This is a genomic window from Mesorhizobium sp. WSM2561 (assembly GCF_000513915.1).
Taxonomy (GTDB): domain Bacteria; phylum Pseudomonadota; class Alphaproteobacteria; order Rhizobiales; family Rhizobiaceae; genus Mesorhizobium; species Mesorhizobium muleiense.
In genome coordinates this window covers 18,594-35,221 of record NZ_AZUX01000003.1, presented here as the reverse complement: position 1 = coordinate 35,221, position 16,628 = coordinate 18,594, and the positions used below count along the sequence as shown (strand labels likewise).

Sequence of the window (16,628 nt, the reverse complement as noted above, 5' to 3'; positions counted from 1 at the left end):
TGTTGTCGTTGCTCATGCTAATGCGTCTGCAACTCACCTTCGTCGGGGAAGAGGTGGGCCAAGGCCGTGTCGAACGTGAGCTCCAGAGCGTCACCCGGTTCAAAGACCTTGTCTTCATTGAAGGCCGCAATGAGTTCGCTGTTATCGCGAAGGGTCAGGTCGACGACCGTCTCGCTGCCCAATCGCTCGGCATGTGCCACGATGCCATGCAGCAAGCCTTTTCCAGATTGCACCGGCCGCAGGTACTGCGGACGGACACCCAGGATGGCCTTGCCGTCTTTCCGGAAGGCGCGCCTTCTGGTCGCTACCCTGATCGGCTCCAGGGATTGGTTGCCAACCATTGCCGCCTCGCCATCGAGGGCGAGGACGTCGACGTTCAGGAAATTCATCGACGGGGCTCCCAGAAAGCCGGCTACGAACCTGTTGGCCGGTTCGTGATAGAGCTCCATCGGCGCTCCGATCTGCATGACTTGACCGTCCTTCAGCACGACGATCCTGTCAGCCAGCGTCATCGCCTCGACCTGGTCATGGGTGACGTAGATCATCGTTGTGCCCAGTTGCCTGCGCAGCCGGCCGATTTCCATGCGCATGTCCATGCGCAGCGCGGCGTCGAGGTTGGAGAGCGGCTCGTCAAACAGGAATACAGCCGGTTTCCGCGTGATTGCGCGCCCGATGGCGACGCGCTGGCGCTGGCCGCCCGAAAGCTGACTTGGCCGGCGGTCGAGCAAATGTTCCATTTGCAGGATGCGTGCGGCCTCGGCCACCTTCTGCTGCTTTTCCTGCCTGGAAGCGCCCGCGATCGTAAGGCCGAACGCGATATTCTCGCGCACGGTCATGTGCGGAAAGATGGCATAGCTCTGGAACACCATCGCAACACCGCGTTGCTTGGGCTGGAGCTGGTTGACCACCCGGCCTCCGATCTCGAGGGTACCTTCGGTTATGTCCTCGAGTCCGGCGATCATGCGCAGCAACGTGGACTTCCCGCAGCCCGACGGTCCAACAAAGACGACGAACTCGCCATCGTTGATGTGGATATCGACGCCTTTGATGATTTCGACGCGACCGAAGGATTTCTTGACGCCCTTGAGTGAGACCTCAGCCATGAGCGATGGCTCCCGTTTCCTGATTCATGTGCGGCAATTCGGGGTCACCGATCGATTGGCCGGCCTTGAGGAATGGGCAGACCGGCCGTCCCAGATCCACGGGTGTTCGAGCGCGAACCATGTAGTCAGCCCTTCACGCCGGTCGAGGCGATCGACGCGATGAAGGCGCGCTGCAGCAAGAGGTAGAAGATCAGCACCGGGACGGTGATAAGGGTGAGATAAGCCATGACTTCGCCCCAGGCGACGTTGAGTTGAAAGAAGTAGCCGAGGCCGACCATGACCGGGCGATAGCTTTCCTGCTGCACCACGATGAGCGGCCAGAGATATTGGTTGTACATGACGAGGAATTTCAGGATGGCGGCAGTCGCCAGTACCGGCCCTGAAAGCGGCATGACGACGCGATAGTAGACCTGCCACCAATTCGCGCCCTCCACCCGGCTTGCCTCGATCAGTTCGCCCGGCAGCCCTTTGAAATACTGCACGAACAGGAAGATCGTCAGTCCGTCGGCGATCCACGGGATGATCTGCACCCGGTAGCTATTGAGCCAGCCCCAATGCAGCCCATCAAGCCCGATCCAGGGCAGTTTCGAGACCAGGAGCAGGAGCGGGATAGCGATGGTCTCGAAAGGGATGATCAGCGTCGCGATGACGATCGAGAGCAGGACATCGCGCCCCTTCCACCGCAGGAAAGCAAAGGAGAATGCGGCCAGCGAACAGATCAGCAGCGAGAGAAGGACGGTCACCCCGGTGACCAGAACCGAGTTCAGGACGAACAGGCCGACAGGCGCCCGCCGGAACGCACCGAAATAGTTGTTGAGGCTGATGTCCCCGACGGGCAGGAATGCACGCAGGCTGGAAGTGTCCGCGAGAAGCTGACTGTCCGGCTTGAAGCTCGAGTTGATCATGAACACGAGCGGAAAGACGAAGATCAGCGCGATCAGGCACAGCACCAGATAGCGGACGAACAGCCTGAGGCCGTGATTGTCGGGATTGAAGGCCATCCTAACGCTCCCGTGTCAGCCAGCGCTGGATGAGTGAGATCGCCAGCACGATCGCGAACAGGATGACCGAGATGGTCGAGCCGCCGGAGATGTCCTGCTTGCCGTAGCCGCGCTCGACCGCCTGGAAGACGAGGGTCTGGGTGCTGTCGAGCGGACCGCCATTGGTCATCACGTCGATCTGGGCGAAAAGCGCGAAGCCCTGCATGGTGATCACGACAAGCACAAGCACGGCGGTGTTGCGCAGGCCCGGCCAGGTGACATAGCGGAAGGTCTGCCATTTCGAAGCCCCCTCGATGGCGGCGGCCTCGTAGAGCGTGGGGCTGATCGTCTGCAACCCCGCCAGCCAGATGACCATGTGGAAGCCGACGGCCTGCCAGATCGACATGGCCATGACTGCGGGCAGCGCCGTCGAGGGGTTGCCCAGCCAGTCGACGGGCTGGAAGAGGCCGAAGGTGAGGGCCTGGAGGATGCTGTTCAACAGCCCGTTCTGGCCGTCATAGATGAACCGCCAGAGGAGCGAGACCACGACGATGGAGACCACCACCGGCATGAAGTAGATGGTCCGGAACAGGTTGATGCCCCTGACCTTGTGGTTGATCAGCAAAGCAAGCATCAGCGCGAGGCTGCCCTGTACCGGCGCCACGACCAGGACGAACAGGAAGGTGTTTACCAGCGCCTTCATGAACACAACGTCGCTGGCGATGACGATCATGACGTTTTCGCCGGACTGCCAGCGAAACCACTCGCGCATGCCGCGATACTGAGGATAGTCGTCGCTACGGGTGATCTCGCGCAGGCGGGGATACTGGATTTCGCCGGCCTCATTTCGGACCACTTTGCCAGCATCGTCGCGCTCTGGCTCGAGGGTCACCACCGCAAGGCCCAGGAGCTGCCGATAGTTTTCCAACCCGACGAACTGGGTGGGGTTTGGTGACAGCAGCCGCTGATTTGTCGATGACAGACCGATCGCGAAGAAAAACGGAAGCACGATGAATGTGAAAATGAGTGCGAAGCCCGGCAGGACGAATGTCCAGCCCGCCCGGTTCGACAGGGTTAGCTTCGACGCCATTTGCGGTATCCGCCCAGCAAGCCAGAGAGGGTGGAGTCCGCGGCTGGCGAGGACCCCGGCGCGACAGAACTAGCGGTGACCGTAGCCACCATTGCTTTCGATGTCGGCGTCGATCTCATCGACCGCTGCGTCAAGCGTGTCGGCCACGTCGGCGCCATTGGCGATATCGGCCAGTGCCTTGGTGAAGACCTTGGCCTGGACCACGTAGCCCGGGGTGACCGGGCGCACCAGGGCTTGTGCTTTGGAGAGGTCGAAGAACACCGCGAGCGGGCCGCCATCCTTGTAGTTCTTCGTCATCTGCGCCGCCGAGGGCGTCGGCGGGATCAGGCCGATGCCGTCGGAGAAGGCGGCCAGGTACTTGTCCTGCGCGGCGAACTTGATGAACTCAGCAGCGCCTTCCGGATGTTTTGACTTGGCCGACACGCCGAATTGCCAGGATCCCGCGCCGATCTTGTTGCCGGCGCCGAAATCGGGAGCTGGAAGGAAGACAACGTCATCCACCGCTTCCATCGTTGCCACCGCACGCCAGTTGCCGTTCCACTGGAAGGCGAACTTGCCGCCGATGAAACCGGTCTGCTGATCGGCCGGGTCCTCGCTGGTGCCAGGCGCATAGCCGCCGCTGAACAATGATTGCCACCACTTGCCAAACGCCTGCGCGGCCTCGCCGTTCAGCGCGCCTTCCGCGGTCTTGTAAGTCGAACGGTCGACAATGTCGCCGCCGAAGCTCTGCAGGAACGGCGAGAAGGCGTAGGAATACCACTCGGCCTGGTCGTTCATGCCGAGATCAAGGGCGAATTCAAACTTGCCGGAGGCCTTGGCGGCGTCGAGCGCGGCCATGAATTCCTCGCGCGACCAGGGCTTGTCGAGGGTAGGGGTGCGCAGGCCCAGCTCGTCCAGCGTCGATTGGCGTGCAAAAAGCGCCACCGCCGCGTCCCACAGACCGACCGAATAGAGCTTGCCGTCCCACACGCCCTTGGTGCCGGGCAGGAAGTCGGCGAACTCGCTCTCGTCGATCGGCAGCGGCTGCAGATAGCCGGCCCAGGCCCAATTGGGCATGACCGGCCCGTCGACATCCAGGATGTCGGGCAGGTTGCCCGCCAGGGCCGCCGCCGCGACGGAATCGTTGTAGCTCTTCTCGGGGAAGCTCTCGATGGTCACCGTCCAGTCGGACTGGCTGGTGTTGAAGTCGGAAATGATCTGGTTGAGGATTCGCGACTCCACCTCATTGCCGGCGCCGTGATACCACATGGTCAACCTGGTCTGCGCCAGCGCGGGCGCACACAGACAGGTCGACGCGATCACCAGACCGGCGAGGTGTTTTGTCAGTTTCATCGGTTGTTCCTCCCTTTCGACTTAAGGACGCTGGCTGGATCCAAGGCGAGGCCGCCAGGACAGCGAGTCGGGAAGCCAGCGCTCAGTTTCGGGTCGGCCGCTACGGGCCCTTGATGGGGTCCAGCAATGTTCGCGGAAGCCGGACGCATTTGCAATTGCGCAGTTTTACTAATCGGAGCAGGAGGTCGACGGCGATTTCCCCTCATCAGTTCGCGGGCCACTGAGATAGCAGTTCACCTAGGACGATTTTATCCTGCGTCAACTTTCTCCCGGCCGCGTTCAATGTGCAGCTTGAGCGATTCCAAGGGCAGACAGCGCTTTGTGGTGTGTACCCGGCTGCCTGGCGAATCGCATGAACCGGGTCATGGCAAACCTTGCGATGAGGCGGAAGTTCGAAGCGTAGGCGGCTCCGAAGCGGATGGTAACTTTGTACGGGAAGCGGGTATTGGTGGGCGATGCAGGGATTGAACCTGCGACCCCACCCGTGTGAAGGGTGTGCTCTCCCGCTGAGCTAATCGCCCGCTCGTTGCCCGAAGGCCAAGCGCGCCGCGATATAAGGGAGGCCGGCCGGGGAAGTCAAGGCGATGTGCTGGCGTTCCGACGAAGACCGAATGCAGCCCCGCCGGGAGCGGCCCGGTCGCCGTCGCGCTCAGTGCCCGGCAGCGGCAATCAGGCGTTCGGCCAGACCAAGCGTCAGCGCATCGAAATGCGAGATCACCGCCGACGGTTCGAATTCGCGCACATGGCGGTCGGTGTAGCCGAAATCGACCGCCACCACGGGAATGCCGGCCGCCTTCGCCGTATCGATGTCGGTCTGCGAATCACCGACCATCAGCGCGCGGTGCGGATCGCCGCCGGCCAGCACGATGGTTTCGGTCAGATGGCGCGGGTCGGGCTTGCGGAACGCAAACGTGTCCTGACCGCAAATCGCCGCGAAATGCTTCGCCAGGCCGAGCGCCTCGATCAGCGCCACCGAGTTGGCCTCGTATTTGTTCGTGCAGACGGCCAGGAGATAGCCGGCTGCCTCGAATCGCGCGATCGCCTCGACGACGCCGGGGTAGGGGCGCGATTTGCCCGGGATGTTGTCGGTGTAATGATCGAGGAACAGTTTTAGCAATCGGTCGTGTTCCTCCACCACCAGCGATCTCTGCTGCGCGGCGTGCGCGCGCTCGATCATCACCCGGCCGCCATGGCCGACGAAGCGCTTGAAGCCGGCCTCGTCTACGGCTGCGAGTTCGCTGGCGGCAAGGCTGTGGTTGAGGCTGTCGAGCAGGTCCGGCGCTGTGTCGACCAGCGTCCCGTCGAGGTCGAACACGATGATCGGTCGGGTCATGGCCTGTCCTGTGACGATTGCGCTGCCGGCAGGCGATAGCCGCTGCAGCCCATCCAGGCAAGCCATGCCTGGTCAATCCACAGGGCAAAGTCTTTGACCGGACGGGCAAAGATGCTAGGAGCGCCGAAACAAGCGAAATCCGGGGCAAAGCATGGATGCGAGGCAACTGAAGGTCGAGGCCGCGCGGGCGGCACTTGCCCATGTCAGCGATGGCATGCGGCTTGGCATCGGCACCGGCTCGACGGCCGACGAGTTCGTGCGGCTGCTTGCCGAAAAGGTCGCCACCGGCCTCACCATTATCGGCGTGCCGACCTCTGAGCGCACCGCCATCCTCTGCGGCGAGCTTGGCGTGCCGCTGTCGACGCTGGAAGAAACGCCCGACCTCGACCTTACCATCGACGGCGCCGACGAGATCGATCCGGAGCTGACATTGATCAAGGGCGGCGGCGGTGCGCTGCTGCGCGAAAAGATCGTGGCGGCGGCTTCCGCCCGCATGATCGTCATTGCCGACCGTTCAAAGATGGTCGAGACGCTCGGCCGTTTTCCACTGCCGATCGAGGTCAACCCGTTCGGCCTGCGCGCCACGGAAATCGCGGTCGCCGCGGCAGCCGGAAGGCTCGGCCTTTCCGGCCCCGTCACATTGAGGATGACGGGAAGCCAGCCTTTTGTTACAGACGGCGGCCATTTTATCCTCGATGCATCTTTTGGCCGCATTCCGGATACAAGAGCGCTTTCGAATGCTCTCCATGCCATTCCGGGCGTGGTCGAGCATGGTCTTTTCATCGGGCTGGCATCAGCGGCCATCATAGCCGGCGACGGCGTCCAAACCGTCCATGCCGCCCGAAAACCAGGGAGTTCTACCGATCATGATGTTGCATAACCGGGTTCGCCGTTTTTCTGCAATTCTGGCAGCTTCAGCCGTCTTTGCGTTTTCATCGCCGGCGTTCTCGCAGGACGTCAGCGAAGGGCATCTGAAGGCAGCCCGCGCCGCAGTCGCGGCGATCCACGCGACGGACACGTTCGACAGCATCCTGCCGCAGGCCGCCGGCGCGCTTCAGCAGCAGCTCATCCAAAAGAACCCGGACATGCAGGAACTGATCGGCAGAACGGTTAGCGAAAAGGCTCTGGCGCTTGCCTCGCGCCGCGCCGATCTCGAGAAGGAAGCGGCCTTGGCCTATGCCAAGGTATTTTCTGAAAAAGAGCTCACCGAAATCGCCGCTTTCTACAATTCCGATTCCGGCAAGAAGCTGCTCGACAGCGGTCCGGCGGTGACGCGCGACCTGCTCAAGGCCGCCGACATCTGGCAGAACGGCGTGGCTCGCGATCTCGCCCAGCAGGTCGGCGAAACGCTGGCCGCGGCAGCAAAGGCCACAGCACCGGCAAATGCCGCGGCTCCGGCTGATGGCACGCAGCCCGAAGCACCGAAGAACTGAGCATATTTTCCGGCGGCGTCATCGCTGCTGGACCGGAAAGCCCGCCTCCGTTGCGCGTCCGACAGGATGCGCTGCGTCCGGGCTTTTCTTTTGGTGGTTTGCAGCCTACCTGTCTCGGACATTTTTGAAGGGCAAGGAGCTGCGCCATGGCCGTCTATGACTACGATCTTTTCGTCATCGGCGGCGGCTCCGGCGGGGTGAGGGCGGCGCGCGTGGCGGCGGCACTCGGCAAGCGCGTCGGCATCGCCGAGGAATACCGCTATGGCGGCACCTGCGTCATCCGCGGCTGCGTGCCGAAAAAGCTCTATGTCTATGCCTCGCAATTTCCCGAACACTTTGCCGATGCCGCCGGTTACGGCTGGACCGTGCCGCAGGCGAGCTTCGACTGGCAGACACTGGTTGCCAACAAGGATCGCGAGATCAGCCGGCTGGAAGCCATCTACAGGAAAAATGTCCAAGGCGCCGGCGGCGAGACGTTTCAGTCACGCGCCATGCTGGTCGATCCGCATGCGGTAAATCTTCTCGGCGAGGACCGCACCGTCACCGCCGACCAGATTCTCATCGCCACCGGCGGCCGCCCGGCACCGCACCCGGCTCTGCCCGGCCATGAGCATTGTATTTTTTCCAACGAGGCCTTCGATCTCAAGGAATTGCCGAAGGCGATCATGATCGAGGGCGGCGGCTATATTGCCGTCGAGTTCGCCAACATCTTTCACGGCCTCGGCGTCGACACAACGCTGGTCTATCGCGGCAAGGAGATCCTCTCCCGCTTCGACATGGATCTCAGGCGCATGCTGCACGAGACGATGGAAAAGAAGGGGATAAAAATCTTCTGCCATGCCGTATCCGAATGGGTCAGGAAGCGTCCGGACGGGCGCCTCGACGCTGTCGTCACCGGTGGCAAGGTGCTGACGGTCGATCAGGTCATGCTCGCCATCGGGCGTCTGCCCAACACCGAAAACATGGGGCTTGAGGGCGTCGGCATCGAGATGACCAGGACCGGCGCTATCCATGTGGACCAATATTCGCGCACCAGCATCGACAACATCTGGGCGATCGGCGACGTCACCAACCGCGTGCAGTTGACGCCGGTGGCGATCCATGAGGCGATGTGTTTCGTCGAGACCGCCTTCAAGGGCAACCCGACCGCGCCCGACCATGAAACGATCGCCACCGCGGTGTTCTCGCAGCCCGAGATCGGCACCGTCGGCCTGTCGGAAGACGAGGCCATAAAGCGTTTTTCCGACGTCGAGGTCTACCGCGCCACCTTCCGGCCGATGCGCAACACGCTGTCGGGCCGCGACGAAAAGATGCTGATGAAGCTGGTGGTCGACGGCGCCTCGAAAAAGGTGCTCGGCGCCCATATCCTCGGGCCTGATGCCGGCGAGATGGCGCAGCTTCTCGGCATTCCGCTGAAGGCCGGGCTGACCAAGGATGACTTCGATCGCACGATGGCCGTGCACCCGACCGCGGCGGAAGAACTCGTCACCATGTACAAGCCGACCTACCGGGTGAGGGACGGCGAGCGCGCCTGACGTTTTGCCCGTATCGTCACCAATGGTGCATCTATGCACCAAGGCAATGGTGCAGCGCCACTCGACCGCAGATCACCAATCCGATGCGACACTGTGCAACGATATTCTGTTCGCCGCTATTTCTGCCTGATGCGGCGAGGGAAGCGCAGCCATCTTTCCTCGACCGGCCTTGTTTCCTCGACTGGCCTGGGGTGCGCGAGGATGGTGGTGAGCTCGACCGGCAGGCTCGGCGCCAGCGGTTTTTTGGTCGCGATGCCATCCGCGATGGCAACGATGCTGTGGTAGAATTCGGCGCCTGAAAGCGACCTTGGCGGCACCGCCTCGTGCATGATCGAGATCACCGTGACATCTGGACAATTGTCCTTGATCGCTTGATGGAAAGCGATCTTCCCTTCCGGATCGAGCGCTCCGGTCGCTTCATCGAGGAACAGCAGCCCCGGCTGCTGCAGCACGATACGAGCGACAACCAGCTTCTGTTTCTGGCCGCCCGAAAGCACCTGGTCCCAGCTCATTCCGTCGCGGCTCTCATCGCCCATGTGTTCGATGAAATCGCCAAGGCCGGCTTTATGCAGGGCCGATGCAACCTGCGTGTCGGTGTGATCGCGCTCTGAACCGGGCAGGCAGACCAGTTGCTTCAGCGAGACCTGCTGCAGCTTGACCTCCTGGGCGGCATAGAAACTTTCGACCCCTTCCGGAAAGACGATGGAGCCGCGGCCATAGGGCCACAGGCCGTTGATCGCCTTGATCAGCGATGTCTTGCCGCAGCCGGATTCGCCCTTCAGGAACGTCCACTCGCCACGCCGGAAGCGCAAATTCGCGGCACTCAGGAAGGGCGGGGCGTCCTCGCCCTGATGGGTCAGCTCGAGTTTCTGGATGGTCAGGCCGAAAACCGGGTTCTGACGGTCGTAGCGGAAATCGGAACAGCCGGTGAGACTATAGAATTCCTGCGGGTGTTGGACGTTTTCGATCGCGTTGGCGAGTTCGGTCACGCGTTGGCTGTTGGCGCGCAGCGCCGCAATGGAAGGCATGACATGGATGAACCACGAACATTGATTGATGAGCGAGTTGACCATCTCGGAGCCGGTTATGTAGCCCTTGAGGTCGAAACGGTTGTGGATATAGGGCACCAGGCCCGGCGCATAGGCGACAATGCGGGCGCCGATGAAAGTGTAGACCAGCTCGAAAGAACGATAGCTGGTGTTGACGATGTTCAGCCTTGCCCAGGTGCGGTCGATGTCGACATAAAGCCGTTCGTGCATCGTCTTTTGCACATTCTCGCCCTGGGAGGCGGCGACATGGAAACTGCGGCGCAGGAACGTGGTCAGCTCGCCGCGATAACTGCCTTCGGATTGCTGCATCCGGATGTTGATCCGTTCCAGCAACCTGCCGAGCTTCACCGCGATCCAGGTGTTCAGCGGCACGTAAATGGCGACCGCCAGGAAAGCCAAGACCGCGCTGCCATAGCTGCCGAGGAACTCCAGCCCTTTCACCTCTGCCGAGGTTTCAAGCAGTTTCCGGCCGACGAAATAAAGCGATGTGGCGACAGCCATCACCCCGATGGCGAGGCCGATGGCTCCGCCGGTCATGTCCTTGATCGATTCCTGGACACGCTGGTCGATGTTGTCGGGGGCAGCAGCGCCGGAGGAACCGTGCTGAGCATGGAAATGCGTGTGATTGGTGTCGAGAAGCGCTGCGTTGAAACGGCTGTCCAGCCAAGCGCGCCATTTGCGATGCAGCGTCGCGGAAACAAAAGTGCGGATGCCGGTAAAGCCCGCGTCCTTGAGCACGACCAGAAGGATGAGCACGCCGGCGTTGGTGAGCAGCGATGCGAGCGGCGTGGTGTTCGCGGCGTCGTGGTAGAAGGCGATCGAGTTGACCAGTTCCCCGGATGCTTCGGCGAACCAGACGCCAGCCTTGCTGGAGAGCGCGGTAAACAGGGCGATGACCAGCGTCAGCGTCCAGGCCTCCACCCAGCGGTCCGAGAACCAGTAGGCCCGCATCAGTCCCCAGAAGCTGCGCATCGAGGAAACCGGTGTCAGGAGCGGCGACCTTGCGGCGCCGCGGAGCCATTTTTCCGATATTGAATGTCGCTCTGGTCTACCGACCCGAATCACAATCCCGCCCAAACCTCTTTTAGTATTGTTACAGACAGTAACACCAATTGATCATTTTCAATTATCTTTTCTCGGGCTGTGGAGGATTGAACCCCTGGCCGTTGCCATTAAGCAACAGCGGCAACGCGATGCGATGCCGCTCTCGACTGAAATTATCACTATAATTTCAATGAGTTGCTGGTTCACGTAGGCAAGCGTCAGCATCTTCCCCAAGGGAAAGCTTTTGCACAGTTTTGTGAGGCAAGAGCGTGGTCGATCAGCCGATTTTTAAGCTGCGGAAGACGAATCGACGCAAAGATACGCCGTCATCTTTGTTGCCTTATCGACCTGGCGGCAGCCGGAAAGTGACCGGAGGGGCGTTGGCCCGGAGGGCGTTGGCTGCTTTGGCAATGTCGCCAAAGGCGCCTATGGAAGGACGTCCATCAGTTCGCTTTCTCCAACTCGCCCCGCGCCTTCGCCGCCGCAACCTGGCGAATGGCGTCGGTGAGCGTGTCAACGTCTTGCGCGCCCATCACCGCATACTTGCCCTCAAGCAGAAAGCACGGCACTCCCGTGATACCCATGCGCGAAGCAGTGGCGATTTCGGTGCGCACCGCCTCGACATCGGCGTCGGTCGGCAAAAGCGTCTCGACGACGGACGCATCCATGCCGGCCTCGCGGGCGGCGTTGATCAGCACGACATGATCGCCGAGATTGGCGCCTTCCTCGAAATTCAACTGGAACAGACGTCGCACCAGCCGGTTCTGCATGACCTCGCCGGCGGCACCAGCCCAGCGGATGACGCGGTGCGCGTCCAGCGTGTTGGGCGCGACCTTGATGGCGGCGAAGGCGAAGTTGATTCCCTCGGCTTCGCCCAATGGCTCGATGCGGGCGTGGATCTCGCGGATGCGTTCGTCGTTGCCGAACTTGGCCATCATGTATTCCCGGCGATCCTTGCCTTCGGGCGGGATGGTTGGGTCGAGCTGGAACGGCCGCCAGCGAATATGCACCTCGACCTCGTTTGCCGCGGCGATCGCCTTGTCGAGCCGCTTCTGGCCGATGAAGCACCACGGGCAGACGACGTCGGAGACCACATCGACGGTAATCGACTTCTCGTCGCTCATCTTGATCTCCTGTTCCGAAGAGGTCACTTCGGCTTGCGCCACCATGTCGGCAGTCGATAACCGGATATGGGGGTCTTTCGCGGATGTTCCAGATAGCTCCAGTAGGCGAGCCATTGCTGCGTGTTGTGCTGCATCGGAACCATGTAGTGGCCGGAGATCAACAACCTGTCGAGGACCCGGACGGCGGCAACATAATCTTCGCGGCTGCGGGCGTCGACCATCGCGTCGAGTGCTGCATCTATCGCCGGATCGGCGACGCCGGCAAGGTTGAACGACCCTTCGGCATTGGCGGCAGCTGATCCCCAGCGCCCGAACTGCTCGATGCCCGGCGACAGCGAGTTCTCGAAGCCGCTGGCGCCGATCAGCACCTCGAAATTGAAACGTTGCTTGCGTGACTGGATCTGGTCGCCGTCAAGGCTGCGGATGGTGACATCGATGCCGATCTTCGCAAGCGTGCGCTGGTAGATGGCGGCAAGGCGCTCCTCGTTCTGGGAGGCGGTCAGGATCTCGAAGCCGAAGGGTTTCCCCTCGGGATCGAGCATCACTCCATCCTGCAGGGCATAGCCCGCGCCCTTGAATATGTCGAAGGCAGCTTTCAGCACCCTGCGGTCCTGGCCCGAGCCGTCGGTGACAGGTGGCCGCCAGGTGCCGTCCATGACATCGGCTGGCACACGACCCGGGTAGGGTGCCAGGAGCGCCTTTTCACTGTCGTCGGCCGGATGGCCGAGTGCCGACAGCTCGGAATTCTGCCAATAGCTCATGGTGCGCATGTACTTGCCGCCAAACAAGTTCTTGTTGGCCCATTCGAAGTCGTAGAGCATGCCGAGCGCGCGTCGAACCACCGGATTGGAGAACTTCTGCAGCCGCGTGTTGAACAGGAACCCCGTCACCACTGGCGGGATGCCGGTGTCGAAATTTTCGGCGATCACGTCACCCTTGTGGAAGGCCGGGAAGTCGAGATCGCGCTCGCGCTTGACCGGATCGCTGTCGTCAGCGATAGCGCAGATGCCTTTCTTGAAAGCTTCCAGCTTGGCGTTGGCGTTGAGGAAATATTCGATGGTGATCTGGTCGTAATTGTCGAAACCGCGCTTGGCGGGGATGTCCTTGCCCCAATAATTCGGGTTGCGCTTGAACACGATGCGCTGGCCAGGCGCCACGTGCGCCACGGTGTAGGGGCCGCTGCCGATCACCGGTTTCAGCGTGGTCCTGTCGAAGGTCGCCTTGTCGAAAGCGTGCTTCGGCACGATCGGCGTCATCGCGATAACCAACGGAGTCTCGCGATTAGCCTTGTCGTTGAATGTAAAGCGCACGCTGCGGTCGCCGGTCTTTTCCAGTTTGGCGACCATGCTCATGCGGGCGCTGTAGGGTGGCCGGCCTTTCTCGGTAAAGACGTCGTAGGTGAACAGCACGTCTTCCGCAGTCACCGGTTGGCCATCAGACCATTTGGCCCTCGGATCGAGGTGGAATTCGATGCTCTTGCGCTCCGGATCCATGTCGGCAGTGTCGGCTAGCAGGCCGTAAAGACTGAAGGACTCATCGTCATTGCGCTGCATCAACGGCTCGAAGACGAGATTGCCGAAGATCCTGTCGATCATGCCGCGTGCCGTCGTGCGCAGGCTTTTCAGGATGAAAGGGTTGAGATTGTCGAAGCTGCCAACGACGCAATAGGTGATGCTGCCGCCCTTCGGCGCATCGGGATTGACGTAGTTGAAATGCGCATAGTCGGCCGGCAGCGCCGGCTCGCCCTGCATGGCGATCGCGTGTTTTGGCTCCGACAAGGCCGGCTGGGGCGAAAGGGTGATAATCGCGGCGATCAGCCAAACAAGAACGCGGCCCATGACCGTCTCCTTACCGGGTCGGCTTGATGATTCGGAGCGCACCCTAACATGAGCCGACCGCCTCCCGGCTAATCGCGAGCTCAAGAATTGCCGGTATCGGGCTGGATTCGGCACCGCTTGCAGTGTAACACGCCGTTCGAAGTCATTCTGTTGCCTCATTTCGGCAACAGTTAGCTGGACCACACGGCGCGAAGAAGCCGGTCCCGGGATCATTTGAGAGGAAGTGCACGATATGACGAGCCTGAACAGCAACGCGTACCGCCTGTCGGTCATGGCCGCTGGCGTGGTCGGCTTTTTGGGCGCACAGCTTCCCGCTGCTCTTGCGCAGCAGCAACAGCAGATTCCGCAGGGCTGGTTCAAAGCCTGCACCAAGCAGGAAGACGTCGACATCTGCAATGTCCAGAACATCACCACTGCCGGCAACGGCCAGCTCGTCACCGGCGTCAGCCTGATCGAATTGAAGGGCAAGGTAAACCGCAAGGTGTTCCAGGTGACGGTTCCGAGCGGTCGCCTGATTCCTCCCGGCATTGGCCTCCAGATCGACACCGGGAAGGCGCAGAAGCTCGACTATGTGATCTGCTTCCCCGACCGCTGCGTGGCGGAAGTGCCGCTGACCGACCAGCTCATCAATTCCTTCAAGAAGGGTTCGAACCTGACGCTGACCTCAGTCAATTTCCAGAACCAGCCGAACCCGATCAAGGTCGCTCTGACCGGCTTCAGCGGCGCCTTCGACGGGCCGCCGCTACAGCAGTCGGACATCGAGGATCGGCAGAAGAAGCTTCAGGATTTCGTTGCCAAGAACAACCAGGACTTCGCCAAGAAGCTCAAGGACGAGCAGGACAAGGCGAAGACCGCCAACTGATTCCTGAGGCAAACAAGACAGTTTCTCAAGCCAACAAAAAGCGGGGTCATGCCCCGCTTTTTTGTTCCGTCCGGCCATTTCTTGATCACATCAGGCCCGCAATCCCGTCAGGTCCCCGCGATTTTCGTCAGGTCAATGTCTTGACTGGCGTCTCGGCTCGTAGCGTCCGTCCGGCCTCTTGTCGAACATCTCGCCGATCTCCGGATGCCGCACCGGTTCGCCAGACCGGTCCTCGAGCAGGTTCTGCTCAGACACATAGGCGATGTATTCCGTTTCCGAATTCTCGGCGAGCAAGTGGTAGAAGGGCTGGTCCTTGCGCGGCCGCACATCAGCCGGGATCGCCTCGTACCATTCGTCGGTGTTGGCGAATTGCGGGTCGACATCGAAAATGATGCCGCGGAACGGAAACAGCCGGTGGCGGACCACCTGTCCGATCGAAAATTTGGCTGTTTTCATCATGGTACTCACCACTAAGTCCTAGAGTGCCGCGTCCCTGGAATGCGCAAAGACTCTCTAAGACCTTGAATTTACGCGTTACGCTTCAAAAGATCGAGCCCGACTTATGGCTGATACCTGACCTATTTGGCGCAGACGGCGCATGAATTCAATGCCGAACGCTTGACGCCCTGCCAAGCTACGGGCCAGCCCGCCCTGTCCTAGCGCCGGATCTGTTTCCTTAAGCCGCCGGCGAGCGCCGCAAAACCACTGCCGGGCCGCAGCCCCTCGCGCATGAAAAAGGCGCGGAGCGGCGCGAATCCGCCGAGCACGCCAAGGCCAGCACTGCGCGCCATCTGTGCCGGCAGCATCTGCGAGAGCAGCGACTTGTTGAGCAGGTTGACCGCATTGCTGCGCGCCAGGATGTCGGGCCGGCGCTTGAAATCATAGGCTGCGAGCGCCTTGACGGTACCCGGGTCATCGCTGTTTTTGCAAGCAATTCCAACGAGATCATCGATATCCCTGATACCAAGGTTGAGGCCTTGCGCGCCGATCGGCGGAAACACATGGGCGGCTTCGCCGACAAGTGCCACCCGGTTGCGCGCGAAGCACCGCGGCGTCACGCCTGAAAGCGCGTAGATCTGCCGGCCGGGTTCGACGGAAACCCGGCCCAGCATCGATTGCATCCGCTGTTCGATCCGCATCGAAAGCGCCGCGTCGTCCAGTGCGGCGAGTTCCTTCGCCGTTTCCGGCTCTACCACCCAGACAAGGCTCGACCCGTTGCCGGGCAGGGGAACCTGGGTGAACGGGCCGGTCTCGGTGTGGAACTCGGTCGAGGTGAAAGCGTGGTCGCTGCGGTGGCCGAAATTGAGAACCAATGCCGCCTGCGGATAGGACCGCGTCGATGTCGAGATGCCGGCAGCCTCGCGGGCCGGCGACAGACGGCCATCGGCAGCGACGGCCAGCGATGCCGTGATCTCGCTGCCGTCAGACAGGATCGCATGCGCATGGTCGCCCTCGAGGCGCCAGGTCTCCACCATCGCTTTTCGCCATTCGATGCCGGAATGCGCGGCAACAACACGGGCAAGTGCGAGGTTGAGCGCGCTGTTGGGCAAATTCAGCCCGAACTGCTCCTCGCCGATTTCGCTGGCGCGGAAAATGACCACCGGACTGCGGATCAGCCGGCTGGTTGCATCGACGATGCGCATCAGCTTCAGCGGTGCGGCCTGGGACCTCACCGCATCGAGGACGCCCAACCGCTCCAGGATCTTCAGGGCCGGGTTCATCAAGGCCGTCGTGCGGCCGTCCTGGCCATTTGCCTCGGGACCGACGAGCGTCACGGGAAAGCCGGCGTCGGCGAAGCCAAGCGCTGCAATCAGCCCTGCCGGGCCACTGCCGGCCACCAGTATCCGTGCTGTTTCCCGACGGTCCAATGCGGCTTCCCGGTTGCGATGCGAGGCGGTCGGTCCG

The 16,628-nt window shown here is 61.6% G+C and carries 14 protein-coding genes and 1 tRNA gene; 4 read left to right on the top strand and 11 right to left on the bottom strand.

The features are described 5' to 3' along the window. Positions 1 to 17: 17 nt before the first annotated feature. The 6 genes from ugpC to M727_RS0105020 form a co-directional block, all read right to left on the bottom strand. Positions 18 to 1,103, bottom strand: coding sequence for a sn-glycerol-3-phosphate ABC transporter ATP-binding protein UgpC (gene ugpC / locus M727_RS0105045; RefSeq protein ID WP_023801855.1), 1,086 nt, complete (start codon positions 1,101 to 1,103; stop codon positions 18 to 20). 125 nt (positions 1,104 to 1,228) lie between these two features. Next, positions 1,229 to 2,104 (bottom strand): carbohydrate ABC transporter permease, encoded by an 876-nt coding sequence (locus M727_RS0105040; RefSeq protein WP_027151748.1) that lies wholly within the window; start codon positions 2,102 to 2,104, stop codon positions 1,229 to 1,231. Position 2,105: 1 nt separating this feature from the next. Then, entirely contained in the window at positions 2,106 to 3,173 is a 1,068-nt protein-coding gene (locus tag M727_RS0105035) for a sugar ABC transporter permease (protein WP_027151747.1), read from the bottom strand. A 69-nt stretch (positions 3,174 to 3,242) separates the two neighbouring features. Continuing rightward, positions 3,243 to 4,505, bottom strand: a complete 1,263-nt coding sequence (locus M727_RS0105030; RefSeq protein WP_051505521.1) for a sugar ABC transporter substrate-binding protein — start codon at positions 4,503 to 4,505, stop codon at positions 3,243 to 3,245. 446 nt (positions 4,506 to 4,951) lie between these two features. Then, a tRNA-Val gene (locus M727_RS0105025) sits at positions 4,952 to 5,026 on the bottom strand. A gap of 128 nt (positions 5,027 to 5,154) precedes the next feature. Continuing rightward, entirely contained in the window at positions 5,155 to 5,838 is a 684-nt protein-coding gene (locus M727_RS0105020; protein ID WP_027151745.1) for a phosphoglycolate phosphatase, read from the bottom strand. A gap of 151 nt (positions 5,839 to 5,989) precedes the next feature. On the opposite strand from M727_RS0105020, the gene rpiA reads away from it, so the two are divergent. From rpiA to gor, 3 genes are all read left to right on the top strand, one after another. Beyond that, positions 5,990 to 6,718 carry a ribose-5-phosphate isomerase RpiA gene (gene rpiA / locus M727_RS0105015; RefSeq protein ID WP_027151744.1) on the top strand — a complete coding sequence of 243 codons (729 nt, stop codon included), beginning with the start codon at positions 5,990 to 5,992 and terminating at the stop codon, positions 6,716 to 6,718. Further along, complete coding sequence (locus M727_RS0105010; protein WP_027151743.1) at positions 6,705 to 7,271, top strand: DUF2059 domain-containing protein; 567 nt, start codon at positions 6,705 to 6,707, stop codon at positions 7,269 to 7,271. Before rpiA ends, M727_RS0105010 begins: the two co-directional genes overlap by 14 nt. Before the next feature lie 146 nt (positions 7,272 to 7,417). Continuing rightward, positions 7,418 to 8,806 carry a glutathione-disulfide reductase gene (gor, locus tag M727_RS0105005; protein ID WP_027151742.1) on the top strand — a complete coding sequence of 463 codons (1,389 nt, stop codon included), beginning with the start codon at positions 7,418 to 7,420 and terminating at the stop codon, positions 8,804 to 8,806. A gap of 116 nt (positions 8,807 to 8,922) precedes the next feature. On the opposite strand, the gene M727_RS0105000 is transcribed toward gor, so the two are convergent. The 3 genes from M727_RS0105000 to M727_RS0104990 all read right to left on the bottom strand — a co-directional run bounded on the left by M727_RS0105000 (position 8,923) and on the right by M727_RS0104990 (position 13,861). Beyond that, on the bottom strand, positions 8,923 to 10,827 hold the full coding sequence (locus M727_RS0105000; protein WP_027151741.1) for an ABC transporter ATP-binding protein/permease: 1,905 nt from the start codon (positions 10,825 to 10,827) through the stop codon (positions 8,923 to 8,925). A gap of 515 nt (positions 10,828 to 11,342) precedes the next feature. Continuing rightward, positions 11,343 to 12,023, bottom strand: a complete 681-nt coding sequence (locus M727_RS0104995) for a DsbA family protein (RefSeq protein WP_027151740.1) — start codon at positions 12,021 to 12,023, stop codon at positions 11,343 to 11,345. A 23-nt stretch (positions 12,024 to 12,046) separates the two neighbouring features. After that, positions 12,047 to 13,861: an extracellular solute-binding protein gene (locus M727_RS0104990; protein WP_027151739.1), complete on the bottom strand. Its 1,815-nt coding sequence runs from the start codon at positions 13,859 to 13,861 to the stop codon at positions 12,047 to 12,049. Between the two features lie 232 nt (positions 13,862 to 14,093). On the opposite strand from M727_RS0104990, the gene M727_RS0104985 reads away from it, so the two are divergent. Then, a complete protein-coding gene (locus M727_RS0104985; protein ID WP_027151738.1) occupies positions 14,094 to 14,723 on the top strand; it encodes an invasion associated locus B family protein in 630 nt (209 codons plus the stop codon). A 132-nt stretch (positions 14,724 to 14,855) separates the two neighbouring features. Here M727_RS0104985 and hspQ read toward each other — a convergent pair whose 3' ends face one another. Together hspQ and M727_RS0104975 are read right to left on the bottom strand one after the other, a co-directional pair. Continuing rightward, positions 14,856 to 15,179: a heat shock protein HspQ gene (hspQ, locus tag M727_RS0104980; RefSeq protein WP_023801843.1), complete on the bottom strand. Its 324-nt coding sequence runs from the start codon at positions 15,177 to 15,179 to the stop codon at positions 14,856 to 14,858. A gap of 200 nt (positions 15,180 to 15,379) precedes the next feature. Beyond that, positions 15,380 to 16,591, bottom strand: coding sequence for a UbiH/UbiF family hydroxylase (locus M727_RS0104975; RefSeq protein WP_027151737.1), 1,212 nt, complete (start codon positions 16,589 to 16,591; stop codon positions 15,380 to 15,382). Between the last annotated feature and the right edge of the window lie 37 nt (positions 16,592 to 16,628).